The 25,872-nt window shown below is 61.1% G+C and carries 23 protein-coding genes; 14 read left to right on the forward strand and 9 right to left on the reverse strand.

The features are described from left to right. The first annotated feature begins 7 nt into the window (after nt 1–7). Nucleotides 8–3,484, forward strand: coding sequence for a calcium-binding protein (locus tag PSH90_RS23240; protein WP_305381599.1), 3,477 nt, complete (start codon nt 8–10; stop codon nt 3,482–3,484). An 87-nt stretch (nt 3,485–3,571) separates the two neighbouring features. On the opposite strand, the gene PSH90_RS23245 is transcribed toward PSH90_RS23240, so the two are convergent. Genes PSH90_RS23245 through PSH90_RS23255 form a run of 3 tightly spaced genes read right to left on the reverse strand, consistent with a single transcriptional unit; the run spans nt 3,572 to nt 5,251 of the window. Further along, nucleotides 3,572–4,162: an LON peptidase substrate-binding domain-containing protein gene (locus PSH90_RS23245; protein WP_041477716.1), complete on the reverse strand. Its 591-nt coding sequence runs from the start codon at nt 4,160–4,162 to the stop codon at nt 3,572–3,574. A 10-nt stretch (nt 4,163–4,172) separates the two neighbouring features. Next, nucleotides 4,173–4,889 (reverse strand): LrgB family protein, encoded by a 717-nt coding sequence (locus PSH90_RS23250; protein WP_016773013.1) that lies wholly within the window; start codon nt 4,887–4,889, stop codon nt 4,173–4,175. Then, nucleotides 4,889–5,251, reverse strand: a complete 363-nt coding sequence (locus PSH90_RS23255) for a CidA/LrgA family protein (RefSeq protein ID WP_016773012.1) — start codon at nt 5,249–5,251, stop codon at nt 4,889–4,891. Before PSH90_RS23255 ends, PSH90_RS23250 begins: the two co-directional genes overlap by 1 nt. Nucleotides 5,252–5,444: 193 nt before the next feature. Here PSH90_RS23255 and PSH90_RS23260 point away from each other — a divergent pair, with 193 nt between their 5' ends. From PSH90_RS23260 to PSH90_RS23270, 3 genes are all read left to right on the forward strand, one after another. Beyond that, nucleotides 5,445–5,900: a MaoC family dehydratase gene (locus PSH90_RS23260; RefSeq protein ID WP_016773011.1), complete on the forward strand. Its 456-nt coding sequence runs from the start codon at nt 5,445–5,447 to the stop codon at nt 5,898–5,900. 102 nt (nt 5,901–6,002) lie between these two features. After that, the gene (locus PSH90_RS23265) at nt 6,003–7,730 is read left to right on the forward strand and encodes a C13 family peptidase (protein ID WP_305381600.1); all 1,728 of its coding nucleotides are present in this window, start codon (nt 6,003–6,005) and stop codon (nt 7,728–7,730) included. Between the two features lie 27 nt (nt 7,731–7,757). Further along, nucleotides 7,758–8,399 carry an oxidoreductase gene (locus PSH90_RS23270; RefSeq protein ID WP_016773010.1) on the forward strand — a complete coding sequence of 214 codons (642 nt, stop codon included), beginning with the start codon at nt 7,758–7,760 and terminating at the stop codon, nt 8,397–8,399. Between the two features lie 130 nt (nt 8,400–8,529). Here PSH90_RS23270 and PSH90_RS23275 read toward each other — a convergent pair whose 3' ends face one another. From PSH90_RS23275 to PSH90_RS23290, 4 genes are all read right to left on the reverse strand, one after another. Further along, nucleotides 8,530–8,814, reverse strand: a complete 285-nt coding sequence (locus PSH90_RS23275; protein WP_095181909.1) for a YceK/YidQ family lipoprotein — start codon at nt 8,812–8,814, stop codon at nt 8,530–8,532. Further along, nucleotides 8,807–9,454, reverse strand: coding sequence for a flavin prenyltransferase UbiX (gene ubiX, locus PSH90_RS23280; protein WP_024014462.1), 648 nt, complete (start codon nt 9,452–9,454; stop codon nt 8,807–8,809). Before ubiX ends, PSH90_RS23275 begins: the two co-directional genes overlap by 8 nt. Next, nucleotides 9,451–10,800, reverse strand: a complete 1,350-nt coding sequence (gene mpl / locus PSH90_RS23285) for a UDP-N-acetylmuramate:L-alanyl-gamma-D-glutamyl-meso-diaminopimelate ligase (protein WP_056790674.1) — start codon at nt 10,798–10,800, stop codon at nt 9,451–9,453. The genes ubiX and mpl overlap by 4 nt, the downstream gene beginning before the upstream one ends. Before the next feature lie 266 nt (nt 10,801–11,066). After that, nucleotides 11,067–12,980 carry a sigma-54-dependent Fis family transcriptional regulator gene (locus PSH90_RS23290; RefSeq protein WP_305381602.1) on the reverse strand — a complete coding sequence of 638 codons (1,914 nt, stop codon included), beginning with the start codon at nt 12,978–12,980 and terminating at the stop codon, nt 11,067–11,069. Between the two features lie 383 nt (nt 12,981–13,363). On the opposite strand from PSH90_RS23290, the gene PSH90_RS23295 reads away from it, so the two are divergent. The 10 genes from PSH90_RS23295 to PSH90_RS23340 all read left to right on the forward strand — a co-directional run bounded on the left by PSH90_RS23295 (nt 13,364) and on the right by PSH90_RS23340 (nt 23,374). Next, a complete protein-coding gene (locus PSH90_RS23295; RefSeq protein WP_024014465.1) occupies nt 13,364–14,884 on the forward strand; it encodes an aldehyde dehydrogenase family protein in 1,521 nt (506 codons plus the stop codon). A gap of 192 nt (nt 14,885–15,076) precedes the next feature. Next, nucleotides 15,077–16,528, forward strand: coding sequence for an ethanolamine permease (eat, locus tag PSH90_RS23300; RefSeq protein WP_305381604.1), 1,452 nt, complete (start codon nt 15,077–15,079; stop codon nt 16,526–16,528). A gap of 52 nt (nt 16,529–16,580) precedes the next feature. Continuing rightward, nucleotides 16,581–17,975 carry an ethanolamine ammonia-lyase subunit EutB gene (locus PSH90_RS23305; RefSeq protein WP_252886857.1) on the forward strand — a complete coding sequence of 465 codons (1,395 nt, stop codon included), beginning with the start codon at nt 16,581–16,583 and terminating at the stop codon, nt 17,973–17,975. 5 nt (nt 17,976–17,980) lie between these two features. Continuing rightward, nucleotides 17,981–18,805, forward strand: a complete 825-nt coding sequence (eutC, locus tag PSH90_RS23310) for an ethanolamine ammonia-lyase subunit EutC (RefSeq protein ID WP_305381606.1) — start codon at nt 17,981–17,983, stop codon at nt 18,803–18,805. Between the two features lie 115 nt (nt 18,806–18,920). Next, on the forward strand, nt 18,921–19,382 hold the full coding sequence (locus tag PSH90_RS23315) for an N-acetyltransferase (protein WP_016773002.1): 462 nt from the start codon (nt 18,921–18,923) through the stop codon (nt 19,380–19,382). Nucleotides 19,383–19,610: 228 nt separating this feature from the next. Continuing rightward, nucleotides 19,611–20,261: a DedA family protein gene (locus tag PSH90_RS23320; protein ID WP_095181915.1), complete on the forward strand. Its 651-nt coding sequence runs from the start codon at nt 19,611–19,613 to the stop codon at nt 20,259–20,261. A gap of 4 nt (nt 20,262–20,265) precedes the next feature. Then, a complete protein-coding gene (locus PSH90_RS23325; RefSeq protein ID WP_056790687.1) occupies nt 20,266–21,078 on the forward strand; it encodes a zinc-dependent peptidase in 813 nt (270 codons plus the stop codon). Between the two features lie 112 nt (nt 21,079–21,190). Next, nucleotides 21,191–21,718, forward strand: a complete 528-nt coding sequence (gene ppa / locus PSH90_RS23330) for an inorganic diphosphatase (protein WP_003205933.1) — start codon at nt 21,191–21,193, stop codon at nt 21,716–21,718. 320 nt (nt 21,719–22,038) lie between these two features. Beyond that, the gene (locus tag PSH90_RS23335; protein ID WP_041477707.1) at nt 22,039–22,785 is read left to right on the forward strand and encodes a S24 family peptidase; all 747 of its coding nucleotides are present in this window, start codon (nt 22,039–22,041) and stop codon (nt 22,783–22,785) included. A 418-nt stretch (nt 22,786–23,203) separates the two neighbouring features. Next, a complete protein-coding gene (locus tag PSH90_RS23340; protein ID WP_016772997.1) occupies nt 23,204–23,374 on the forward strand; it encodes a hypothetical protein in 171 nt (56 codons plus the stop codon). Between the two features lie 62 nt (nt 23,375–23,436). On the opposite strand, the gene PSH90_RS23345 is transcribed toward PSH90_RS23340, so the two are convergent. After that, the gene (locus PSH90_RS23345) at nt 23,437–24,249 is read right to left on the reverse strand and encodes a YfaP family protein (protein ID WP_095181917.1); all 813 of its coding nucleotides are present in this window, start codon (nt 24,247–24,249) and stop codon (nt 23,437–23,439) included. Between the two features lie 3 nt (nt 24,250–24,252). Next, nucleotides 24,253–25,872, reverse strand: a complete 1,620-nt coding sequence (locus tag PSH90_RS23350) for a DUF2300 domain-containing protein (RefSeq protein ID WP_305381608.1) — start codon at nt 25,870–25,872, stop codon at nt 24,253–24,255.

Genomic DNA, 25,872 nt, shown 5'->3' on the forward strand with positions numbered 1-25,872 from the left:
TTAATACGTGTCGAAACTCATCGTCCCTGCGACCCATATCGCCCACGTTCGCGCACTTGAAGTTACCCCCATCGACGTCTCGGCGAATCCCCATGCGCCGCCCACCCATATGCGCAATCAGACGCAGGCGCCTGACATTGATCCGTCGCTTCGCAAAACCCTCAAAGCCCTGGACAAGCATCTGGGCCTGCTACGCATCGGTGAGATCATGATCAGTCGGGTCGAATTGCAAGCGCTGGGGGCGACCATTGACGGTCAACCGGTCAGTGCGGCGAACGCCCACATCAAGAGCGTGGATCAGGCATTTCTCGACGGACTCAATTTTCAATCGGCGCAGGTGCAGTCGCGCTTGCAGGCCGTGGATTTCCCCGCCAATGACATAGCGGCAATGCTGTTCTACGAAATTGCCTGCAAGCGCTCGATTGATGCCGGCCCACTGTTCATCAGTGATACACCACTGGTTTCCGGCAGCGCCATGGATCGTCTCAACAAGCTGGGCAAGGCTGCGCAAAAGCTGGAAATCCACCGTGCGGACGCGTTTGAAAACGCACCGGGCTGGATCAACAAGAGCAAAAGCTATTTGATGAGCGGCGCAGGAGTCGGCATGCAAGCCTTCGGCATCTACAGCAGCTACATGGCGCTGACCGATGCGATCAAGAAAGGCGAGGCACTGGAAATGCTGTACTACGGCGGATCCATCGCTGCAGAACTCGGCTCGCTGATCATCGAGCAGGGCCTGACCAGAACAGGCCAGGCGATGCTGACTCAGGGCAGCAACGTGCTGAGGGGTTTTGCGCTGACCTCAATCGGCAAATACATGAGCCGTGGTGCGGGACTGTTCGCCAGCGCGATTACCTTGCCGTTCGACATCGTTGACGCGATCAAATCCTTCAACGCCGCCGCCGCAACATCGGGCAAACAAGCTCAGGATCATTATTTCAGCGGTGCCCTGAGTGTAGCGGGCGCGGGTATCAGCCTGGTGCTGGGCGTCGCCGCGCTGGCCGGCTTCGGCAGCGTTGCCGGCCCGCTCGGCCTTGCGGCCGCTGCGCTGCTCATCGGCGGATCGATGATTTATCAGGCCGCCAGGGTCGTCGACGATATCGACGACTACATCGAACTGACGACACTCGAGCGTCTGCGCTCGGGATGGTTCGCCTTCACCGGCAAGGAACTGGACACCGAGGTGATGGATCGCTTCAAACTGTCCAGGCTTTACAGTGACTATGGAAAACAGCTCGAACTGTCGGCGCAAGACATGCTGGCCGGTGCTTACAAGGACTCCATCGCACAGGTCGTCAATGGCGCGTTTCGCGCTGAACTGCGCCCTGTCGAACTGTGGCGTTACCAGTGGGACGAAAGCGCCGGGCAGTTGCCGTTCAAACTCGACAGCCAGGCGGTGATCGTCGGCGGCGACGATGCAGTCGACGCGAGCCTCGGATTACCCGACAACCTCAAGGGCATGGTCAGTGGCAGCCCAGGCGAAGGCAAAGGCAAAGGCGTGTTCTGGCGTCTGGGTGATGGCAACGACCGCGTGGTTGGCGTCAAGGCGCGGCCCAACCTCTTCACTTACCGCGACGGCCATAAGGCACTGACGGGCGGCGACACAAATGATGCGTTCTACCAGGAAGTCTCTGATCAGGAACTGGATCGATCGAGCAAACCGCCGCACATCAATGTGCTGGATGGCGGCTCGGGCAACGACCTGGTTGCGTTCGAAGGCGTCCGCCCGATTACCGACACGCGTTACATCGGTCACGACGTCAATCTGCAGACCGGCAAGGTCTCACTTTGCGGCCCGGACTCTGCGAACGACACCCTCGAAGTCGCCCATCTGACCTCTATTGAAAACGTTGCGACCTTGCGCAAAGGCACGAGCACTATCACGGGCAATGACCAGCCCAACCAGATTTCCGCCAACGGTTACGACCGCATCAGCGCCGGCGACGGCAACGACACGATCGCAATCTCTGGTACCGAGTGCACGGTGGAGGGCGGCGGCGGCGAAGATCGCTATTACATCGCCGACACCAATGCACGTACAACGATCATCGAGTGTGGCGACCATTCGAGCCTGATCGAATTCGGCTGGCCGATGGCGGTCATTCAACGCTGGCAAATCATCGGCACCTCACTGGTGGTCAACTCCTTGCGCGGCAGGGACGGCAGCGACCCCGACCATGTGCTGACCCTTGAAAACGTCTATCGGACAGTCAACGGTCAGCGCCAATTGAACAATGCTCGGTGGGTGTTCCGCACTCTCGATGGCTATGAACTGCGCGCGCAACTGCCCACTCGACCTGGAGAAGCGTTGAGTCAGGACATCGAGGTTGCCGTCACTGTCAGCGGACGGCCGGCACCCGCCCCGGCAATCGTCAACGGTGGCACGGTGGCGCTGGACGGTCAGGGCGTGCGGCGCCACTTCGTCGCACGTACCGAGCACAGGGTCGAATTCGTCGCCACAGGCGACGCTACCGGCGCCCGTACCATTTACCTGGATTACCAGGACAGCGAGATCGTCGACGTGGTGGTCAGCTATGGCGTGGAATTGCGCCAGGGTGTTTCGGGCAATACGCACCTGACCTACAACAACATCAGCCTGTCGATTCTGCTGCCATCCAGAGTGCTGGCCTTCAAAGGCGTGATCCAGACGATTGCCGCCGCGACGGGCTACAGTGGCCAAAACAGCCTGAAGGTCACGACACCGCTTCTGGCCCGGGACATCGTGCTGGTCATGCAGGATGACGTTTCATACCGCGTGCAGGTGCCCGCGTTCGATTACCGGGACGACGCCAGAAACCCCGGCATCCGTGTGCTCAGCTCGCGGAGCTGGTTGAAGCGGCGCAACGGAAAATATCCATTCATCCGTCCGCTGGTCAGCGAGAAACCATCACTGGGCGCCCAGAACAGCAAAGTGGTCATCGAATCGCGGCCGCACACCGGGATTTATCTGCTCGAAGGCAAAAGCGCGACTTACGACGTCTATCTCGCCAGCAACAGCATCCTGCGTCTGGCCACACCGGGCGCTGCGGCAAAAACGGCCAATGCATCGAGATGGAATCTGTTCACCCGTACCCTGACAGAAACCGTCACGCGCGCCGACATTCAGCTCCAGGGCAACCGCCTGCGCATTGCCAGCGTCACGGTAGAGTTGCCGGACATCTTGGATGACACTCCGGTGGAGTGCATTTGTGTGGTGACGTCAGCCGGCAACATTTATGAAGTCTCGCTGCTGTTTGAGGTGTTGCAGCTGTATGTGATCGATGCTCGTGGCTACGACAGTGTCGAGGCATTGCTGACGGATATCGACAAGCACAAACAGCGCCACGAACTGGCCGCGCGGGTCTACGTCACCCACATCGGCTACAAACCCGAGACAGCGGGCACGCTGGTTTACAACTCGGTGAGCAATCAATGGCGCCTGCTCAATGATCTGCAAGAGCGCGTCGACCGCGAAGGTCTGTTCATCCCGGTCAACATGAGCTGACGGTGCGCTGCCGGTTTCAACATCGTGCCAGGGTGGGCCTGCGCTGATCTTCGTTTGCGCCTTGAGTCATGCGTTTTGCAAGTGAAACTAGGCGAACAGTTCGCCCTGCAACTCGTCGAGTAATGCCTGGATCGCATCCAGCCGTTGCTGAGGGTCGTCGAGTTGCAGCAGATCGATCTTGTCTTCTTCGGCGAACGGCAACAGGTAGGCAAGCTGATTGGCCAGTGACTGTTGACCGGCGGCTTCAGTGCCCATGTCCAACGCTTCGACCATCGGGTGTTCGGCCAGCGCCTTGAGCAGCGCGACCAGATCGGCGTCCTCGTCCTGCAACGGTTGCTCGGGCTCATCGTCCAGCCATTCGACGTCGGCGACGATCAACTGATCGCGCTGCACTTCGGTGCGCAACACCGTGAAACGCCGCCCGCCCTGGACGCGAATGCCGAGCAGGCCGTTGTCCTGTTGCTGGAAATCGGTGATCCGCGCCTCGCAGCCAACCATTGCGAAACCTTCTGGTGCCACACCGACTTCGTTGCCCTCCAGAATGCACACCACACCGAAACCGACGCCCTGCTTCATGCAGCGGCCGATCATGTCGAGGTAGCGCGCCTCGAAGATCTGCAGATCGAGGTTGCAGCCGGGGAACAGCACCGTGTTCAGCGGAAAAAGCGGCAGACTCATAGACATTTCCTTACACCACCATCGACACCGCCAACGGCAGGAACACCGCCGTGGCCACACCCATCAGACTCATTGCCAGCGCGGCGAACGCGCCGCACTCATCGTTTTCCTGCATCGCCACCGCCGTGCCGACCGCATGAGCGGTCATGCCCAGCGCCATGCCGCGCGCTTCGGGGCTGTGCACGCCGAGGCGGGTCAGCAGCGCCGGGCCGAAGATCGCGCCGATGACCCCGGTGATCAATACAAACACCGCTGCCAGCGCCGCCACACCGCCGATCTGCTCGGCAACCAGCATGGCGATCGGCGACGTCACCGATTTAGGCGCCATGGTCATCAGGATCATGTGATCGGCACCGAACCACCAGCCCAGCGCCACGCCCATGCCCGTTGCGACCACCCCGCCTATCACCAGAGTAGTAAAAATCGGCCAGAACAATTGCCGGATGCGGCGCAGATTCAGGTAGAGCGGCACCGCCAGCGCCACCGTGGCCGGCCCCAGCAGAATGCTGAGGATTTCGGTGCTCTTGCGGTACTCCGCGTAGGTCAGGCCGCAGCCGACCAGCACACCGATCACCAACAACATGGAGACCAGCACCGGTTGCAGAAAGATCCAGCGGGTTTTCTCGAACGCCGCCAGCACCAGTTGATAGGCACCGAGGGTGATGCCAATGCCGAACAGCGGATGGTGAATCACCGACGCCCACGCGCCTTGCCAGTCGAACAGCATCAGGATTCCTCCGCCGGCGGCGCATGACGTTTGACCAGCCGTTGCATGAGCACGCCGGCAAAGGCCATCGACAGGATCAGCGAGACCACCAGCGCGCCGACGATCGCCCAGAAATCGGCGGCAATCGCCGTGGCATACACCATCACGCCCACCGCTGGCGGCACCAGCAGCAACGGCAGATAACGCAGCAGGCTGCCCGCCGCCTGATTCAGCGGCTCGCCGACTTCACCGCGAATGATCAGGAACACCAGCAACAGCAGCAGCCCGATGATCGGCCCCGGCAATATCGGCAACAGCAAATGATTGAGCGCCGTGCCGAGCAGTTGGAACAGCACCAGCAGGGTCAGGCCACGTAACAACATCTGACATCTCCGTCTTCTATTTCACCCAGCAGGGGCTCGGCATTATAAGCATGCCGGCGCTATGGACCGGCATTCGCCAAAAGCATGGTCGGTTGACCTGAGCAAATCGCCATGATGATCTACAGTGGTTCGCAGGCCGGTCAAATCCGCCCCCTGAAAAACTATAAAACCGATGAACCCAAGGAGAGTCTCAATGCCCTATGTTCCCGTTGCAGAGCTCAAAGATTATGTCGGCAAGGAACTTGGACGTTCCGAATGGCTCACCATCGATCAGGAGCGCATCAACCTGTTCGCCGAAGCCACCGGTGATTTTCAGTTCATTCACGTCGATCCGGTCAAGGCTGCGCAAACGCCGTTTGGCAGCACGATTGCCCATGGTTTCCTGTCGCTGTCGCTGATGCCGAAACTGATGGAAGACATCCTCGTGCTGCCCGAAGGCGTGAAGATGGTCGTCAACTATGGCCTGGACAGCGTGCGTTTCATCCAGCCGGTCAAGGTCAATTCGAAAGTCCGACTGAAGGTCGACATGGTCGAGGTCACCGAGAAAAAACCCGGCCAGTGGTTGCTCAAGGCTACCGCGACACTGGAGATAGAAGGCTCGGACAAACCGGCCTACATCGCCGAGCCGCTGTCACTCTGCTTCGTCTGATCATCCCGGATGCGAAGCAGCGCACGCTGTTTCGCGTCACGTCTGTATATATGCGACGCATAGCTGCGGCATACTCGGTCGCCTAATTGCCCGGATCCCGCTATGCGCTCAATCGCTCGACTTGCACCCCTTGCCCTGACCCTGATGCTCACCGCTTGCGGCGACGGCGAATCGCTGTTGCCGCCGGATGCGCGCCTGCCCGATGGCGGACGCTATCGCGGTGAACTGGTCGACGGCTTGCTGCAAGGTCAGGGCCGCGTCGACTACCCCAACGGCAGCTGGTACGCCGGAGAGTTCGACAAGGGTCAGTGGCACGGGCAAGGCGAATGGCATGGCAGCAACGGCGAGGTCTATCGCGGCCAGTTCCAGCAAGGTCTGTTTGATGGACAGGGCAGCCTGAGCACCAATGCCAGCAGTTATACCGGTGGTTTCAAGCAGGGCCGGCGCGATGGCGAAGGTACGCTGAAAGAAAACGGCATGACCTATCGCGGCGAGTTCAAGGCTGACCAGTATTCCGGCCTCGGCCGTCTGGAAATGGACGACGGCAGCTCCTATCAAGGCCAGTTCGCCCACGGCAAACCCAACGGCGAAGGCCAGCGCGGCGATGCCAGCGGCAATTCGTTCACGGGCCATTTCGTCAACGGTCAACTGGAAGGCAACGGCACTTACACCAGCGCCGACGGCGATATCTACGTCGGCGGCTTCAAGAACAATCAATTGCACGGCAAAGGCCGCTACGAGAACGCCGACGGCGACGTCTGGCTCGGCCAGTTCAAGGAAGGCGCGCTGACCGGCAAGGGCGAACTGATCGGCGCTGATGGCAGCCATTACATCGGTGTGTTCAATGACTGGCGCTTCACCGGTCAGGGCCGCTTGAACCTGGCCGATGGCAGCTTCTACATCGGCGGCTTCGACAACGACAGCTATTCAGGACGCGGCACTCTGGTGCTGACCGATGGCAGCGTACTCAGCGGCACCTGGATCAATGGCCAGCGCGTGCGCGACGCCGACGGCAAGTTGCTGCCCGACACCCTCGAACTCGGTTTGCTCGCCCAAGGTCGGTTGCTGGACGACGCACTGGCGGCGATCCCCGCTTCGACTCCGGCAGTCGAGTTGTACACCCTGACCCTCGGCGGCGACGGCAAGCAAAGCGTGTTCCTGCGTGAATCCGACTACGTCGCCAACATGCTCAACACGCGCTTCGGCGCCTTCGGCCAGATCCGTCTGGTCAATCATCGCGATCATCTCGGCGACCGGCCGATGGCCACTCGCGAAAACCTGCGCCGCGCCGCGCAAGCCCTTGCCGAACGCAGCGGGCCGGAAGACCTGCTGTTCATTTATCTGACCAGCCACGGCACCGCCGAACATGAACTGGTGCTCGATCAGCCGCGCATGGAGCTGGCCGACCTGCCCGCCGATGAACTCGCCGCCGTGCTCGCGCCGCTGAAGCATCGCGACAAGGTCATCGTGATTTCCTCGTGCTATTCCGGTGGATTTATCCCGGCGCTGAAGGACGAACGCACGCTGATCATGACTGCCTCGCGCGCCGATCGGGTGTCGTTCGGTTGCTCGGAAGAAGCCAACTTCACTTATTTCGGCGATGCGCTGTTTGCCCAGGCACTGAACCAGACCGACGACCTTGAGCAGGCATTCAAACTGGCCAAGGCCACCGTCGCCGAACGTGAGCTGGCCGACGGCTTCGAAGCCTCGGAGCCGCAGATCTGGGCGCCGAAAACCGTGCTGTCGCATTGGCAGCTGCTGCGAAAACAGCAGGCGCGCAAAGCGTTGCAAAGCAGCGCATTGAACGACGCGGCGAAAAAAGGCAACTAAGCTGAACAGTATCAAGGGAGAGACACTATGTACTTGACGCCTCAGCACGTATTGCTTGCCGGAGCCACCGGACTGACCGGTGAACATCTGCTCGACCGTTTGCTCAACGAACCAACCATTACCCGTGTCCTCGCCCCTTCGCGCCGGCCGCTGGCCGAGCATCCCCATCTGGAAAACCCGGTCGGCGACCCGCAAGCGTTTCTGCCGCAGCTCAGTGGCCGGGTCGATATCGCCTACTGCTGCCTCGGCACGACGATCAAACAGGCCGGCTCCGAAGAAGCCTTTCGCGCAGTCGATCTGGACATGGTCGTGGCGTTCGCCAAGCGCGCGCGGGAAATGGGCGCGCGGCACCTGATCGTGATCAGTGCGATTGGCGCCGATCCGAATTCCTCGGTGTTCTACAACCGGGTCAAAGGTGAAATGGAACAGGCCCTGCGCGCGCAGAACTGGCCGCAGCTGACCATTTGCCGACCCTCGCTGTTGCTTGGCGAACGCACCGAACCACGCCTGGTCGAGCAACTGGCCGGGCCGTTATCGAAGCTGATTCCGGGGAAATATCACGGCATCGAAGCGTGCCAGTTGGCGCGAGCGATGTGGCGCCTGGCGCTGGAAGAACAAGATGGGGTGCGGGTGATCGAATCGGATGAGCTGCGCAAGTTAGGCAAATAATCCATCCACCCATGATGATCATTCCCACGCTCTGCGTGGGAATGCAGCCATGGACGCTCTGCGCCCTAAAAAGCGTGACGCGGAGCGTCACAGGATGCGTTACCACGCAGAGCGTGGGAACGATCAGTCGCTACAATCCACCAGTCGCTTGAAAACCTACGCCAATCACGGTGAGCAACGACAACGGCAACAACAGCGTATCGAGCAACGCGCTGGCCGGCAGGTCCACTCCCGGATAGCTCGGCGCCTCTGCACCGAACCGGTCCATCGCACAACACCCGCCGTTCAACGCATACAAATCCAGCCGCGTCCCGGCATACACCACCGGCGCGCCGGGTTTGGCCGCATCCAGCGTGCGCACGGTAGCGCATCCACCCAATTGCAGGGCCAGCACAAGCACCAGCAGCTTATTCATCACTGCTCAAGTGATGCTCGCCCCAACGCGGCAGCATGTCCTGCGGGATGCCGAGCAGATTGAGAATCCGCGCCACAACGAAGTCGATCAGATCATCGATGGTCTGCGGCTGGTGATAGAAGCCCGGCGAGGCCGGCAGTATCGTCACGCCCAGATTCGACAGCTTGAGCATGTGCTCCAGATGAATGCTCGAGTACGGCGCCTCGCGCGGCACCAGAATCAACTGGCGGCGCTCTTTCAGCGTAACGTCCGCCGCGCGTTCGATCAGGTTGTTGCAGGCGCCGGTGGCAATCGCCGACAGCGTGCCGGTCGAACACGGCACCACTACCATGGCTGCCGGCGCGCCGGAGCCCGAAGCCACCGGCGACATCCAGTCTTCCTTGCCATACACCCGAATCTGCCCGGCAGCGGCGCCGGTGTATTCGGTCAGAAACGCCTGCATCATCTGCGGCTTGTTCGGCAGGGACACATCGGTCTCGGTGGCCATTACCAGTTGCGCCGCCTTGGAGATCAGGAAGTGCACTTCGCGATCCTCGCGCACCAGGCAATCGAGCAGGCGCAAACCGTACTGCGCGCCCGATGCGCCGGTCATCGCCAGGGTGATGCGTTCCGGGCCGCCGGCCTGGGAAAAAGTGTTCATTGCAGTGCCTCGGCGAGCTTGCCGTGCAGGCCGCCGAAGCCGCCGTTGCTCATGATCACCACGTGAGTGCCGGGCTGCGCCTGGCTCTTCACGCGCTCGATGATGCCTTCCAGGGAATCGCTGACAATCGACGGCACGGTGCACAATGCGGCGGTGGCGCCGAGATCCCAACCGAGATTGGCCGGGGCATACCAGATCACTTGATCGGCATCGACCACACTGTCCGGCAAACCGTCCCGGTGGGCGCCGAGCTTCATCGAATTGGAGCGCGGTTCGATGATCGCAATCAGTGGCGCGTCGCCGATGCGTTTGCGCAGGCCATCAAGCGTGGTGGCGATAGCGGTCGGGTGGTGAGCGAAGTCGTCGTAAATGGTGATGCCGCGCACCTCGGCGACTTTCTCCATGCGTCGTTTGACGTTCTTGAACGCGCTCAAACCGGCGATGCCCATCGATGGCACCACGCCAACATGACGCGCCGCAGCCAGCGCGGCCAAGGCATTGGCGACGTTGTGTTGACCGGTCAATTCCCACTCGACTGTGCCCTGGGACACGCCTTCGAACATCACTTCGAACGCCGAGCCGTCCTCGCTCAGTAGTTTTACCTGCCACTGACCGCCGGCGCCGGTGGTTTGCACCGGGGTCCAGCAACCCATCTCGATCACGCGCTGCAAGGCCGGCTCGGTGGTCGGATAGATAACCAGCCCTTCGCTCGGAATGGTGCGCACCAAGTGGTGGAACTGACGCTCGATTGCTGGCAGATCAGGGAAGATGTCGGCGTGATCGAACTCAAGGTTGTTGAGGATCGCAGTGCGCGGACGGTAGTGGACGAATTTCGAGCGTTTGTCGAAGAAGGCGCTGTCGTATTCGTCAGCCTCAATGACAAAGAACGGCGTACCGCCCAGGCGCGCCGACACCGAGAAATTCTGCGGCACGCCGCCGATGAGGAAACCCGGGCTCATCCCGGCGTGCTCCAGCACCCAGGCGAGCATGCTGCTGGTGGTGGTTTTGCCATGCGTACCGGCCACGGCCAATACCCAGCGACCTTGCAGCACGTGGTCAGCCAGCCACTGCGGGCCGGAGACGTACGGCAGGCCTTTGTTCAACACATACTCCACCGCCGGGTTACCACGGGACATGGCATTGCCGATCACCACCAGATCCGGCGCCGGATCGAGCTGCGCCGGGTCATAACCCTGCGTCAGCTGAATGCCCTGGGCCTCGAGCTGCGTGCTCATCGGCGGATAGACGTTGGCGTCGGAGCCGGTGACGTGATGGCCCAGCTCTTTGGCCAACACCGCCATCGAGCCCATGAAAGTCCCGCAGATACCCAGAATATGAATGTGCATAGTCGACCTCGTAAAACATGGCCGCAGGTTAGCGTAGGGAGGGGGAAATGGCACTCTTTAGCTGAAGGATGGAGACGGGTTGGCGGCTACATCTGCGCACGGCTTCAGACCGCAGCCCCTCACCCCAGCCCTCTCCCGAGGGAGAGGGAGCCGATCTCGGTCGCTTTCAAATTTTTAGTTCGGCTCGATATTTCAGGTCGGCGTAAATCGCCAAAACACCTCGGTCAGTCCCCTCTCCCTCTGGGAGAGGGTTAGGGTGAGGGCTTTCAGCTGACACGCCGCTCAATTCCGTGTTTACGCAGTTTTCTATAAAGGGTGTTGCGGCTTACGCCCAGTTGCTGCGCTGTATGGGTCATGTGCCAGCGCGTCTGCTCCAGCGCATTGAGCAATGCAAGACGCTCGGCGTCGTCCAGTGGCTGGGCGGCGATCTGCGCCGCCACAACCGCCGGTCGCGCCTGCCGAATCATCACCGGTAAATCCTCAACGCCGACCCGCCCGCCATCACACAACGCCGCCAGGGTACGCAGGACATTGCGCAACTGCCGCACATTGCCCGGCCAGTTGAATGCCAACAACGCTTGCCGCGCCGCTTCGTCGATCAGAATCGTTTCGCCTCCGGCCTCCTCGGCCAGCAGAAAATCCAGCAACTGCGATTTATCACTGCGCTCGCGCAATGCCGGCAACGCCACTTCCAGCCCGTTCAAGCGGTAATACAGGTCTTCACGGAAACTGCCGCCCTCGACTCGTTCGAGCAAATTGCGGTGCGTCGCACTGATGATGCGCACGTCCACCGCTTGCGGTTCACCGCCAATCGGCACCACTTGCCGATCTTCCAGCACCCGCAGCAAACGCGTCTGCAACGCCAGTGGCATGTCGCCGATTTCGTCGAGGAACAAGGTGCCGCCATCGGCCTGTTGCAGCTTGCCGCGCATGCCGTCCTTGCGCGCGCCGGTGAAGCTGCCGCCGCGATAGCCGAACAGTTCGCTCTCGATCAGGCTTTCCGGAATGGCCGCGCAATTGAGTGCGACGAAAGCATTGCCGCAGCGCTGGCTGGCCTGGTGCACAGCCTTGGCGAACGCCTCTTTGCCCGAGCCGGTTTCGCCGTTGATCAACAGCGGCACGTCGCGCTCGAACACGCGCAGGGCTTTGCGAAATTCCGCCTGCAACGCTTCATCGCCGAGGCAGATGCCGGACAGGCGTGGCGCTGGAGCAGCGATTGGCGCTGGAACGATGGCTGTCGGCTTGCGCGATTCGCCGCGCAACACGGCAAACAGATGCCGGCCATCACGGGTGCGCAGCGGCCAACTGGCGCTGGCGTTGGCACTCGCGCGACCGAGCAGGTCATCCAGCGAACAATCGAAAAACGCTTCCACCGATTTACCGAGTAAACCCCCGCGAATATGCCCGAGCAGGTTCAGCGCGCTCTGGTTGACCGCACTGATCCGCCCTTGGCCGTCAAACGCCAGCAGCCCTTCACTGAACAGGCCGACGGACTCGGCCTGCAGATGAAAACGCAGCAACCATTGATTGTCGAAACAGCGCAGGAAGTAGCAGCTCTCAATCATCTTCGCCGACAGATTGACCAGCGCCATGGTGTGGAACTGGCTCTGCCGCGAGACGTCCGGCCGCGCCGAAGACACATCGAGTACCGCCAGCAATTCACCATGGGGATCGAACACCGGGCTCGCCGAACAGGTCAGCCCGGTGTGGCGGCCGCGAAAGTGTTCGTCCTGGTGAATGGTCAGCGCCTGACGCTCGACCAGGCAGGTGCCGATGCCGTTGGTGCCTTCGCAGGCTTCGCTCCAGTCGGCGCCGAGCCAGAGCCCGGCGCGCTCGAAAATCTTCCGTTCGGCCGGCGCGGTGACGCAATTGAGGATCACACCGCGCGCGTCAGTCAGCAGCACCGCATGGCCAGCACCGGAGAGTTGCTGATGCAGGCTGCTCATCTCGGTGCCGGCGATTTGCAGCACTTGTTGCAGACGTTCGCGACTTTCCAGCACTCGGCCATGCTCGAGCACGGTCGGCGCCATGGTCACAGAAGGATCGAGGTGGTAGTCCTCAAGGCAACGCAGCCACGAACGGGCGATCGATGGATCGGCGCCGGGGCCGTGCAGGTGCGGTTTGCCCTGGGTGACGGTGAGAACCTGGCGGGCATGGCGACTCAAATGGTTGTCGTGCATTTCTTATTGTTCTCCCCGAGAGGTCGACGCAATCCCGTGTAGGAGCTGCCGCAGGCTGCGATCTTTTGATCTTCAAAAACAAAATCAAAAGATCGCAGCCTTCGGCAGCTCCTACCGGATTGCTGTTGGCTGAGGATCCCTCAGCCACCCGCGCATTGCAATGCTGGCAAGACCGCCCGGTCACGGGCTGTGCCGCAAGCGGTACAAACTGTCACCCGCGCTGTACCGAAACCGTCACAGCGCCACTCCATTCGTCCGAGACAAACCGGCCAAGCCCTTGATTTGCCTGACCTGCACGGCAGTGGCCCGGCCCTTGCTCTACGCTTATAGCAAGCGCACTTGCGCGTTTCTCTAATAAGTACAAAGCCAAGGAGAACATCATCATGCGTTACGCCCATCCCGGTACCGACGGCGCCAAAGTCTCGTTCAAGAGCAAGTACGGTAACTACATCGGCGGCGAATTCGTCGCGCCGGTCAAAGGTCAGTACTTCACCAATACCTCGCCAGTCAATGGCCAGCCAATCGCCGAATTCCCCCGCTCCACCGCCGAAGACATCGACAAGGCGCTGGACGCTGCCCACGCCGCCGCCGATGCGTGGGGCGCCACTTCCGTGCAGGCGCGATCGCTGATCCTGCTGAAAATCGCCGATCGCATCGAAGAGAATCTCGAACTGCTGGCGATCACCGAAACCTGGGACAACGGTAAAGCCATCCGCGAAACCCTCAACGCCGACATCCCGCTCGCCGCTGACCATTTCCGTTATTTCGCCGGTTGCCTGCGCGCCCAGGAAGGCAGCGCTGCGGAAATCGACGGCAACACCGTGGCTTACCACATTCATGAACCGCTGGGCGTGGTCGGCCAGATCATCCCGTGGAACTTCCCGCTGCTGATGGCCGCGTGGAAGCTCGCGCCAGCGCTGGCCGCCGGTAACTGCGTGGTGCTCAAGCCCGCTGAGCAAACCCCGCTGGGCATCTGCGTGCTGATGGAGCTGATCGGCGACCTGCTGCCGCCGGGCGTGCTCAACGTCGTGCAAGGCTTCGGTAAAGAGGCCGGCGAAGCACTGGCAACCAGCAAGCGCATCGCCAAGATCGCTTTCACCGGCTCGACCCCGGTCGGCTCGCACATCATGAAATGCGCAGCGGAAAACATCATTCCGTCGACCGTGGAACTGGGCGGCAAGTCGCCGAACATCTTCTTCGAAGACATCATGCAGGCTGAGCCGAGCTTCATCGAGAAAGCCGCTGAAGGTCTGGTGCTGGCGTTCTTCAACCAGGGCGAAGTGTGCACCTGCCCTTCCCGCGCGCTGGTGCAGGAATCGATCTACGACGAATTCATGCAGGCAGTGATGAAGAAAGTCAGCCAGATCAAACGTGGCGACCCGCTGGACACCGACACCATGGTCGGCGCCCAGGCATCGGAGCAGCAATTCGACAAGATCCTCTCGTACCTGGAAATCGCCAAGGGCGAAGGTGCGGAGCTGCTGACCGGCGGCAAGGTGGAAAAACTCGAGGGCAGCCTGGCCACCGGTTATTACATCCAGCCAACCCTGCTCAAGGGCACCAACAAGATGCGCGTGTTCCAGGAAGAAATCTTCGGCCCGGTGGTGAGCATCACCACCTTCAAGGACGAAGCCGAAGCCCTGGCGATTGCCAACGACACCGAGTTCGGCCTCGGCGCCGGCCTGTGGACCCGCGACATCAACCGCGCCTACCGGATGGGCCGGGCGATCAAGGCCGGTCGCGTATGGACCAACTGCTACCACCTGTACCCGGCGCATGCCGCGTTCGGCGGTTACAAGAAGTCCGGCGTCGGGCGTGAAACCCACAAAATGATGCTCGACCATTATCAGCAGACCAAGAACCTGCTGGTGAGCTACGACATCAATCCGTTGGGGTTCTTCTGAATCAGACGGGGTGAGGCAGTTGTTCCTGCTTCGCCCTCTGGATTGTCTTCGCGAGCAGGCTCGCTCCCACAGGTGATTTATGGTCGTACGCAATCCCCTGTGGGAGCGAGCCTGCTCGCGAAAGCGTTGTGCCATTCAACCCAATGGCTTGGCTGTAGCCGGGCCAATAAAACAATAAAAATGGTGAACCCTATGCCAAGCGAATCCCCGGCCGGCACTCCGGCGACCGGCTCCTCCGTCGACTTCGAAAAAGTCGGCACCGATTACTTCCAACAACGCGAACTGAAAAAAGGCGCCGCCGGCTGGGTCCTGCTGGTGGGCCTCGGCGTCGCCTATGTGATTTCCGGCGATTACGCCGGCTGGAACTTCGGCCTCGCCCAGGGTGGCTGGGGCGGGATGTTTCTCGCCACGCTGCTGATGGCGACCATGTACCTGTGCATGTGTTTTTCCCTGGCCGAATTGTCGTCGATGATTCCCACCGCTGGCGGCGGCTACGGTTTCGCCCGCAGTGCGTTCGGGCCGTGGGGCGGGTTTCTTACCGGCACCGCGATCCTCATCGAATACGCCATCGCCCCCGCCGCCATCGCGGTGTTCATCGGTGCCTACTGCGAGTCGCTGTTCGGTATTGGCGGCTGGATGATCTATCTGGCGTTCTACATCATCTTCATCGCCATCCACATTTTCGGGGTCGGCGAAGCGCTCAAGCTGATGTTCATCATTACCGCCGTCGCCGCGCTGGCGCTGGGGGTGTTTCTGGTGGCGATGGTGCCGCACTTCGACGTTGCCAACCTGCTCGACATCCCGGTGACCACTGCGGTCGGTGCCAGCCCGTTTCTGCCGTTCGGCTATGTCGGCGTCTGGGCGGCGATTCCCTATGCGATCTGGTTTTTCCTCGCCGTCGAAGGTGTGCCGCTGGCCGCTGAAGAAACCAAAAACCCCAAGCGCGATCTGCCGCGTGGCCTGATCGGGGCAATGCTGGTGCTGCTGATGTTTGCCCTGCTGATTCTGGTCGTCGGTCCCGGCGGTGCCGGTGCGAATTCGCTGCTGACCTCCGGTAATCCACTGGTCGAAGCGCTGAGCAAAGCCTACGGTGGCTCGACCTGGATGGGCAGCTTCGTCAACCTTGTCGGTCTGGCTGGGCTGATTGCCAGTTTCTTCTCGATCATCTACGCCTACTCGCGGCAGATCTTCGCGCTGTCGCGGGCCGGTTACCTGCCGCGCAAACTGTCGCAGACCAACAAGAGCAAGGCACCGGTGCTGGCTCTGGTGATTCCCGGCATCATCGGCTTTGGTCTGTCGCTGACCGGCCAGGGCGATTTGCTGATTCTGGTCGCGGTGTTCGGCGCGACCATTTCTTATGTGCTGATGATGGCCGCGCACATCACCCTGCGCATCCGTCGCCCCAAAATGGACCGGCCGTATCGCACGCCGGGTGGCATTTTCACCTCGGGTGTGGCGCTGGTGCTGGCCTGCATCGCCGTGGTGGCGGGTTTCCTCGTCGATCCACGGGTGGTGATCGGCGCAGCGATCATCTATGGAGTGTTAATTGCTTACTTTGCTTTCTACAGTCGGCATCACTTGGTAGCAGGCACGCCGGAAGAAGAATTCGCGGCGATTCAAAAAGCTGAACAAGCCTTGCACTGATTGTCGAAAACCACGGCGCAGACGCATTCTGCGCCGTCACGGAGAACGCTGAATGGCCAGTTTTGCTCACACGGTCGGCGCGCAGACTTACCGCTTCGACAGCCTCAAAGACGTCATGGCCAAGGCCAGCCCCGCCCGCTCGGGGGATTTTCTCGCCGAGATCGCCGCGCTCAACGACGGCGAACGGGTGGCCGCGCAAATGGCCCTGGCGGACATCCCGCTCACCCACTTCCTGCAGGAAGCGCTGATCCCCTACGAAGTCGACGAAGTCACCCGGCTGATCATCGACACCCACGACAAACAAGCCTTCGCCGTGGTCAGTCACCTCACCGTTGGCGGCTTTCGCGACTGGCTGCTGAGTGACGCGGCGGACGAAACCAGCCTGCGCGCCCTCGCCCCCGGTTTGACCCCGGAAATGGTCGCCGCCGTGTCGAAGATCATGCGTGTACAGGATCTGGTGCTGGTCGCGCAGAAAATCCGCGTGGTCACCCAATTTCGCGGCACCCTCGGTTTACGCGGGCGCCTGTCGACCCGCCTGCAACCCAACCACCCTACCGACGAGCCGTCCGGCATCGCCGCGAGCATTCTCGACGGCCTGCTCTACGGCAACGGTGACGCAATGATCGGGGTCAACCCGGCCACCGACAGCATCGCTTCGATCTGCGCGATGCTAGAAATGCTCGACGCAATCATCCAGCGCTACGACATCCCGACTCAAGCCTGCGTGCTGACCCACGTCACCACCTCGATCGAGGCGATCAACCGTGGCGTGCCGCTGGATCTGGTGTTCCAGTCGATTGCCGGCACTGAGGCGGCCAACGCCAGTTTCGGCATCAACCTCAACGTGTTGCAGGAAGGCTACGACGCCGGCCTGAGTCTCAAGCGCGGCACACTCGGGCAGAACCTGATGTATTTCGAAACCGGTCAGGGCAGCGCGCTGTCGGCCAACGCCCACCACGGCATAGATCAACAGACTTGCGAGACACGGGCCTACGCCGTGGCGCGACATTTCAAGCCGTTCCTGGTGAACACCGTCGTAGGATTTATCGGCCCGGAGTACCTCTACAACGGCAAGCAGATCATCCGCGCCGGCCTTGAAGATCACTTCTGCGGCAAGCTGCTCGGCGTGCCGATGGGCTGCGACATCTGCTACACCAACCACGCCGAAGCCGATCAGGACGACATGGACACCCTGCTGACGTTGCTCGGCGTCGCCGGGATCAACTTCATCATGGGCATCCCCGGCTCCGACGACATCATGCTCAATTACCAGACCACTTCGTTTCACGACGCCTTGTACGCCCGCCAGACCCTGGGCCTGAAACCGGCGCCGGAGTTCGAGCAATGGCTGGCCAACATGGGCATCTTCACCCAGGCGGACGGCAAGGTTCGCTTCGGCAACAACCTGCCGCCGGCCTTCCGCCAGGCCTTGGCGCACTTGGGATGAGTCTTATGGAAAAACCACCGGTCGATCCGCAAAACCCCTGGCTGGAACTGCGCCGCCTGACCCCGGCGCGGATTGCCCTGGGCCGAACCGGCACCAGTCTGCCGACGCGGGCGCAGCTGGATTTTCAGTTTGCCCACGCCCAAGCCCGTGATGCCGTGCATCTGGCCTTCGATCACAGCGAAATCAGCGCACAACTGAGCGACCGCGGGCGGGAAACCCTGGCGCTGCAAAGCGCCGCGCCGGACCGACACACCTATCTGCAACGCCCGGATCTGGGGCGCAAGCTCAGCGATGAATCGGCGCAGACCTTGCGCGACTACGCCAGCGAACACCCGGGCGGCGTCGATCTGGTGATGGTCGTCGCGGATGGCCTGTCGGCACTGGCGGTGCATCGCCACACCCTGCCGTTCCTGACACGCCTGGAAGAACAGATGAGCGGCGACGGCTGGTCCGTGGCGCCGGTGGTGCTGGTGGAACAGGGCCGCGTCGCCATCGGTGACGAGATCGGCCAGCTGCTCGGGGCGAAAATGGTGGTGATGCTGATCGGCGAGCGCCCGGGTTTGAGTTCGCCGGACAGCCTCGGGCTGTATTTCACCTACGCGCCGAAGGTCGGCCTCACCGACGCCTATCGTAATTGCATTTCCAATGTCCGGCTTGAAGGTTTGAGCTACGGCATGGCGGCGCATCGGTTGCTGTATCTGATGCGCGAGGCCTGTAGGCGCCAGCTGTCGGGGGTCAACCTGAAGGATGAAGCTCAGCTGCACACATTGGAGGCGGACGACGCTGTCGACATGAAAGGCAACTTCCTGCTCGATCCACCGCCAGCCTGAACCGTTTCCGCATTGCCTTTCTGCGCTGCTTTCAGGCAGGATCGACGCACGGCCGCCCGGGTTTCCCATCGCCGTCAGAGCAGTTGAAGACAGCCACTTGAAGACGAGACCTATCATGCGGATTATTCAAGCGACCCTCGAACATCTGGATTTGCTGACTCCTTTGTTCGTCAAATATCGCGAGTTCTACGGCTCCCTGCCTTACCCGGATTCCTCCCGCGCGTTCCTCGAAAAGCGCTTGCGCCGCAAAGAGTCGGTAATCTATCTGGCCCTGGCCGACGATGACGACAAGAAACTCATGGGTTTCTGCCAGCTCTATCCGAGCTTCTCTTCGTTGTCGCTCAAACGCGTGTGGATTCTCAACGATATCTACGTTGCCGAAGATGCGCGCCGGCAACTGGTCGCTGACAACCTGATCCGCACCGCAAAGAAAATGGCCAAGGAAACCCAGGCCGTGCGCATGCGCGTCTCGACCAGCGCGAACAACGAAGTGGCGCAGAAAACCTACGAATCGATCGGCTTCAAGGAAGACACCGAGTTCAAGAACTACGTACTGCCGATCAGCGACGAGCTCTGACTCCAACGGCTTCGGTGATGAGGGAGTTCGCTCCCTCGCCACGGCCACCTTTTCCCTGACAATTGCTCACTTCGCGACACTCCCCGCTACAAAACCGACGCGCTTTTCATCGCTCAGACCGTATAATCCCGATCTTTCCGGCTTGTAAGAAAAACTACACCCCGCTGTAGGCTTACACGAAGTCATCCGCACAGGCCTGCCGAGTCGGGCCGTCATACAGGTGCCCCCATGGATTTCAACCCGCTCGACCTTATCCTGCATCTCGATGTGTATCTCGATTTGCTGGTGAACAACTATGGGCCATGGATCTACGCCATCCTGTTTATGGTGATCTTCTGTGAAACCGGGCTCGTGGTGATGCCGTTCCTGCCGGGTGACTCGCTGCTGTTCATCGCTGGCGCAGTGGCGGCCGGCGGCGGCATGGATCCGGTGCTGCTCGGTGGCCTGCTGATGCTGGCGGCGATCATGGGCGACAGTACCAACTACGTGATCGGACGTACGGCCGGGGAGAAGCTGTTCAGCAACCCGAACTCGAAAATCTTCCGTCGCGATTACCTGCAAAAAACCCACGACTTCTACGACAAGCACGGCGGCAAGACCGTGACCATGGCGCGTTTCCTGCCGATCATCCGCACCTTCGCGCCGTTCGTCGCGGGCGTGGCGCGGATGCCGTACCCGCGTTTCTTCGGCTTCAGCGTGCTCGGCACCATCCTCTGGGTCGGCGGTCTGGTCACTCTGGGTTACTTCTTCGGCAACGTGCCGTTCATCAAGAAAAACCTCTCGCTGCTGGTGGTGGCAATCATTCTGCTGTCGCTGGTGCCGATGATCATCGGCGTGGTGCGCAGCCGGTTCGGCGGCACCAAAGTGCAATCGCACTGATCCGATGTGGTCACTGAGCGCCTGGCGACGCCGGCGCCTCTTGGCCAGGCACCCGATTGCCGACGACCTGTGGCAACGGGTGCGCCATCAACTCTCCTTCCTCGATGGCATCAGCGCTGCTGAAGACCAGTGGTTGCGCGAAGCCTGCGTGCTGTTTCTCGACGACAAACACCTGACCGCCCTGCCCGGTGTCGAACTGCATCAGGAGCAACGCCTGCTGCTCGCCGCCCAGGCGCAGTTGCCGTTGCTGCACCTCGGCGATCTGAACTGGTACCAGGGTTTCCACGAGATCGTGCTGTACCCGGATGACTTCCTCAGCCCGCAACGCCATCGCGATGCCAGCGGCGTCGAGCATGAGTGGGACGGCGAGCACAGCGGTGAAGCCTGGCAGCAGGGGCCGGTGATTCTCGCCTGGCCCGGCGTACAGGCCAGCGGTGGCTGGGAAGGCTACAACCTGGTGATCCACGAACTGGCGCACAAGCTCGATATGCTCAACGGCGACGCCAACGGCCTGCCGCCACTGCACGCCGACATGCGCGTCAGCGACTGGGCCAAAGTGATGCAGGCCGCTTACGACGACCTCAACCGCCAACTCGACCACGATCCAGACGCCGAAACCGCCATCGATCCCTACGCCGCCGAGAACCCGGCAGAGTTCTTCGCCGTCGCCAGCGAATACTTCTTCAGCGCCCCGGATCTGCTGCACGAGGCTTATCCACAGGTCTACTTGCAACTGCAGCTTTTCTACCGGCAGGATCCGTTGGGCAGACTGCGGCAACTTCAGGCCACAGACCCGGTCTATCAGGCGCACGACTGAGCTCTGCACGACTTCTGGTACGTGGCGTCGGCGTAGGAATGTGCCTATAATCGCCGCCACTTTTTGGTCAATCCGGCCAAGTGTTTTTGGTCAACTACGGGGGCAACGCCCAATGAGCTACAGCAAGATTCCGGCTGGCAAAGACCTGCCGAACGACATCTACGTCGCGATCGAGATCCCGGCCAACCACGCGCCGATCAAATACGAAATCGACAAAGACAGCGATTGCCTGTTCGTTGACCGTTTCATGGCCACCCCAATGTTCTACCCGGCCAACTACGGTTACATCCCGAACACCCTGGCTGACGACGGTGATCCCCTCGACGTGCTGGTCGTGACTCCTTACCCGGTTGCTCCAGGCTCGGTAATCCGCGCCCGTCCGGTCGGCATCCTGAACATGACCGACGACGGCGGCGGCGATGCCAAAGTCATCGCCGTGCCACACGACAAGCTGTCGCAGCTGTACGTCGATGTGAAGGAATACACCGACCTGCCACCCCTGCTGATCCAGCAGATCGAGCACTTCTTCGCGAACTACAAGGATCTCGAGAAGGGCAAGTGGGTCAAGATCGAAGGCTGGGCCGGTGCAGACGCCGCCCGCGAAGCGATCACCAAGTCGGTTGCCGCCTACAAGGGCTAAGCAATTGCGCCTTGCGTGACGCTTGAAAAAAACCCCGGATTTCCGGGGTTTTTTGTTATTGGCGTCTGCATAATCGACTCGGTTGTACAGGTCGATGTAACTCGAAATACACCTTGGTCGGCCCCCTCTCCCTCCGGGAGAGGGTTGGGGTGAGGGGCTCTTGAAAAAGCCCGACTAAACAAACCGTTTAAATTCCTACATGCAGTTTTAATCTGTTTAATTTCCCACAAGTACGTCTTACATCCCGTCGCAAAATACAGGCTTTTTTTGAACGCCCGGTTTATTCAAACCGCTCTAGTCCGGCCGTAGACTCCGTGTTTATGAGAAAGAACACTAGCGGTCCACGATTCAAGGCACTCCTGGAAGCAGCGAACATCAGCACCACGGATTTCGCAAGGTTCTGGGGCACGGAAGCCCAAAACGTTCATAACTGGTACACCCGGGGCGTCCCGGCGTATCGCATGGAAGAAGTCTCACGCCTGTTGTCGGTCAATAGTGAATGGCTGAAAACCGGGGAAGGCGTCAAGGAGGTCGCGCGCCTGCACCCACCCGCCAGCAATGGCGACACGTTCGATGCCCAGGCCATCTGCGGCGTCTACACCGTCATCAACCCCAGCGACATCGACCTGGCATTTTTCAAGGAAACCCCGATCGCCAACGGCGACGGTAAAACCCACGTCATCCTCGACCCCGACCAATCCCTGCGCCTGCCCCGCGCCCACCTCGATCAACTCGACATCCAGCACGCCAACGCCATCTGCGCGCACATGATCGGCAACAGCATGGCCGATCGCATCGAAGACGGCTCCATCGTCGCCATCGACCGCGGCCTGACCCAGGTCGTCGACGGCGAAATCTACGCCGTAGAGCACGACGGCATGCTGCGCATCAAATACCTGCACCGCATGCCCGGCAACGGCCTGCGCATGCGCAGCCACAACAGCGCCGAATACCCCGACGAGGTCTTCCGGCCGGCGCAGATCGAAGAGCAGCGGATTCATATTCTTGGCTGGGTGTTCTGGTGGTCAACACTGGGCAAGCGCCGGCCGGTGGTGCCGTTTCTGTGATTGTTTGCCAGAACCTGTGGGAGCGGGCTTGCCCGCGAAAAGGCCCTGACAACCGGTACAAATCCGGAGTTTGTAGCGCTTCAGTCGCTCTAAACCGCACTTGAGACTGGGAATCCAAAGCAAAACTCAGTATCCTGCGCCCCACATTCGCGCATCGACCCGCCCAGCGGCTCGAATGACGCCCGACGCGGCAGACCAACGTCTGACCAAGTCCCACAGCCGGACGCAGATCCGGATGTACGTTTTGAAGGCTGGCGCGGTTTACCAAAAATAAACCAAGCCAGTCCCCGAGAAGCCGGCCACAAGCCGGCTTTTTAATGCCTGCAACAAACCATATCCATTGCTGAAATTGCATTCCAGCTTGTATAGCGCCCAATGCACTGGTTACCGTCCCGCCAAATATCGCAGGAAACACCAAATGCCCAAAACCTCATTCCCCATTGAGGACGCGCTGAAGCGCGCCGCCGAACGAGGCGAGCCGCCTGCCGAAGATAAGTTGGCCAGTGAAGAAGATGACGAACTTGCCGCCATCGTTCACGAGCGCCTCGCCGCTCCTCAGCGAATGCAGGTCAGTCTGGCTGATCTGTAAGCTGTTCGAGCGCCCAGCTACAGTTGCTGAATTTGTCCAACAACCCGTTGGACAAATTCCCCTCACGGATAACTGAACGACTTCACCAGCGTCAATTCCCCCGCCGTCCGCATCGGCACTACAAACGTCTCCATCTTCTCGCTCGGCGTGCCTTCTTCAGTAATCACCGTCACCTGCGCCGTGGTCAGCGCCTGAACCGCTTCATCCCCACCTTCGTCATCTCCGCGATATCCACCGCCGTAATAATTCACATACACCAGATACTGCCCCTTGATCGGCGCGGCCATGGCGGCGATTTCCGGGCCGTAGCCGGTGGTGACGTCGACGTCGAGGGCGGCGCCGTTGGCGGCGCTGCGGTTGCCGTACCAGATGTGGGCGCCGTCGGGGGTGATCAGGTGCAGGTCGAGGTCGGTGCCGTCGCTGTCCCAGGCCAGCAGGACGCGCAGTTTGGCCGGGGTGGAGCCGCCGCGGGCGTTGAGGAATTGCGTGCGGTGGCGTTGCTGGCCGTCGGCGCTGCGCACTTCGACGCTGTTGCTGCCGTTGGGGAAGGAGAACGGGCGATCGAAGCCGCCGGCGGGGTCGATTTTCAGTGGCATGCTGACGCCGTTGACGATCAGGCGCCCGGGTTCGTTGTTCTTCGGCACGGCTTTGATCTGGCCGCTGATTCTGGCGGTATTGGCCTGGCCAAGCGGTGTGTTGACCGACGAGGCCGGGTAGTTGACAGTCTGGCGAAAGCTCTCGCCCTCGCCTTGCGGTGCGCCGCTGCGCCAGCCGCCCACCGGGGTGTCGAGTTTGACGCCATCGGCGGCGAACGCTTGCGGCAGCACGTTGAGGGCACAGAGCAGCAGCAAGACCTGTGGATAACGGAGTGTCATGGTCTATTCCAGCAAAAGGTGACGGGCGAGCCCTTCGATGTAGGTTTCATCCTGGCCGTTGGGGTGTGCTTCGAAGGCCAGGTGCAGATATTCGTGGGTCAGATCGAGGCGATCCTGCAGGCTCAGCACGCCGCGCACGTATATGCGCTGGCGTTCGCGGTCGACGAAGGGCCGGCCGAAGGCAAGTTTGCATACGGCGAAAGTACTGACTTCGTTGTAGCCGGTTTCGCTTTCGAGCCTCGGACGCCAGCCGCGTCGCTGCTTTTGCAGCCAGTCTTGCGCGGCGGGTAATGCTTCGCAGCAGGCGACCGGGTTGTCCCAGCGGCTGAGGCTGGCGCGTGGATAGGCGTGCAGCAGAATCGCGTCGTAGCGCTGGCGGGCGTTCGCTTGCTCGACGGCTTGCTGCCAAGCGAGTTTGTCCGGGCCGGGCTGGTCGGAGTGATAGGTGACGGTGCTGCCGGCAAGTACCAGATCCGCCGTCCACGCCGCGATGTTGCGTGACTCGGCCGAGGCTGGACGCGGGGCGACGCGCTGGCGATTGCTGCTGTCGTCGATGCTCAGGCAATCGCCGTTGCGTGTGGCGTTTTGCAGCAGATAAGTGCGGATCGCTACGGCTAGCGCCTTGGCGGCTTCGGCGGGTTGCGGTTTGGCTTCGCGCTCAAGAACGCGGGCGACATATTCTTCGCGATCAAGCCTTGCGACGAGTTTGTCGTTGAGCAGAAACAATTCGCCGTCGCTGTGGATGTCCAGCGTGTTGCCGTTGGCGAATTCGACGCGATAGTCGCCGCGCAATGGCCCGGACGTGGCAACACGATCGCCGGCCAGAACTTTCGAAACCGGGTATTTCGAGAACAGCCCGACTTCCACACAACGCCCTGCGTCCGCTGGCCACGCCGTCGGCAACACGCTGGCCAGCGCCTGAGCGTAGTGCCGCAGAACCATTTGACTGGTACCGCGTCCACCCGCCCAGATCGGTGTGCCGTCGGCGGTCCAACCGGCGAATCCACCTTGCCGCGATTGTGCATCCTGGTCGCCGAGCCAACTCCAGGTTTTCACCCGCAGGCGCCCGCCCAACTCGCCGACGACATTGCCGTCCGCCGCGTTCAGCACGACATCGAGCAGCACGCGGCGCGTCTGATCCTGCGCTGGCAGCAATGCCAGAACGCTCAATAACTCGGCAACCGAAACCCTTGTTGCCGGTTGCACGGCTGGCAAATCCAGCAACCACGACGGTGCCTGCCGCGCCTGCCAATACGCTCGCCAATCCGTCTCTGCAATGCCCAACCGCGCGGGGTCGAAATACAGACCGCAGGATTTCACCAGTGCCTGATCCCGCTCGATCTTGCCGCCCGCCGAGCAGCAATAAACTTCTTCTTTGGACTGCCCGCGACATTCATAAGCCGGCTCCCGCGCACCGGTATCCACCAGCCAGGCGTAGACGAACAACTTCCACAGACTGCCCAGCGGCGCATCCAGCGACGCTGGCAACGGTTCGCGCTTGATCAGTTGCGTCTGACTCAACGACAACAACTCGCCCTGATAGGCCACGCGCAACGGCTCATCCTGCGCTGTCGCCAGCGCAGGCATCACACCCATCAGCAGCCACAACAGCGGCCGGCGCAT

Source organism: Pseudomonas sp. FP1762 (assembly GCF_030687105.1).
GTDB lineage: Bacteria > Pseudomonadota > Gammaproteobacteria > Pseudomonadales > Pseudomonadaceae > Aquipseudomonas > Aquipseudomonas siliginis.

Coding starts and splice junctions, on each gene's coding strand:
- PSH90_RS23245 (WP_041477716.1), bottom strand. CDS start 4,162: ATGAGTCTGCCGCTTTTTCCGCTGAACACGGTGCTGTTCCCCGGCTGC.
- PSH90_RS23250 (WP_016773013.1), bottom strand. CDS start 4,889: ATGCTGTTCGACTGGCAAGGCGCGTGGGCGTCGGTGATTCACCATCCG.
- PSH90_RS23255 (WP_016773012.1), bottom strand. CDS start 5,251: ATGTTGTTACGTGGCCTGACCCTGCTGGTGCTGTTCCAACTGCTCGGC.
- PSH90_RS23260 (WP_016773011.1), top strand. CDS start 5,445: ATGCCCTATGTTCCCGTTGCAGAGCTCAAAGATTATGTCGGCAAGGAA.
- PSH90_RS23265 (WP_305381600.1), top strand. CDS start 6,003: ATGCGCTCAATCGCTCGACTTGCACCCCTTGCCCTGACCCTGATGCTC.
- PSH90_RS23270 (WP_016773010.1), top strand. CDS start 7,758: ATGTACTTGACGCCTCAGCACGTATTGCTTGCCGGAGCCACCGGACTG.
- PSH90_RS23275 (WP_095181909.1), bottom strand. CDS start 8,814: ATGAATAAGCTGCTGGTGCTTGTGCTGGCCCTGCAATTGGGTGGATGC.
- ubiX (WP_024014462.1), bottom strand. CDS start 9,454: ATGAACACTTTTTCCCAGGCCGGCGGCCCGGAACGCATCACCCTGGCG.
- mpl (WP_056790674.1), bottom strand. CDS start 10,800: ATGCACATTCATATTCTGGGTATCTGCGGGACTTTCATGGGCTCGATG.
- PSH90_RS23290 (WP_305381602.1), bottom strand. CDS start 12,980: ATGCACGACAACCATTTGAGTCGCCATGCCCGCCAGGTTCTCACCGTC.
- PSH90_RS23295 (WP_024014465.1), top strand. CDS start 13,364: ATGCGTTACGCCCATCCCGGTACCGACGGCGCCAAAGTCTCGTTCAAG.
- eat (WP_305381604.1), top strand. CDS start 15,077: ATGCCAAGCGAATCCCCGGCCGGCACTCCGGCGACCGGCTCCTCCGTC.
- PSH90_RS23305 (WP_252886857.1), top strand. CDS start 16,581: ATGGCCAGTTTTGCTCACACGGTCGGCGCGCAGACTTACCGCTTCGAC.
- eutC (WP_305381606.1), top strand. CDS start 17,981: ATGGAAAAACCACCGGTCGATCCGCAAAACCCCTGGCTGGAACTGCGC.
- PSH90_RS23315 (WP_016773002.1), top strand. CDS start 18,921: ATGCGGATTATTCAAGCGACCCTCGAACATCTGGATTTGCTGACTCCT.
- PSH90_RS23320 (WP_095181915.1), top strand. CDS start 19,611: ATGGATTTCAACCCGCTCGACCTTATCCTGCATCTCGATGTGTATCTC.
- PSH90_RS23325 (WP_056790687.1), top strand. CDS start 20,266: ATGTGGTCACTGAGCGCCTGGCGACGCCGGCGCCTCTTGGCCAGGCAC.
- ppa (WP_003205933.1), top strand. CDS start 21,191: ATGAGCTACAGCAAGATTCCGGCTGGCAAAGACCTGCCGAACGACATC.
- PSH90_RS23335 (WP_041477707.1), top strand. CDS start 22,039: ATGAGAAAGAACACTAGCGGTCCACGATTCAAGGCACTCCTGGAAGCA.
- PSH90_RS23340 (WP_016772997.1), top strand. CDS start 23,204: ATGCCCAAAACCTCATTCCCCATTGAGGACGCGCTGAAGCGCGCCGCC.
- PSH90_RS23345 (WP_095181917.1), bottom strand. CDS start 24,249: ATGACACTCCGTTATCCACAGGTCTTGCTGCTGCTCTGTGCCCTCAAC.
- PSH90_RS23350 (WP_305381608.1), bottom strand. CDS start 25,872: ATGCGCCGGCCGCTGTTGTGGCTGCTGATGGGTGTGATGCCTGCGCTG.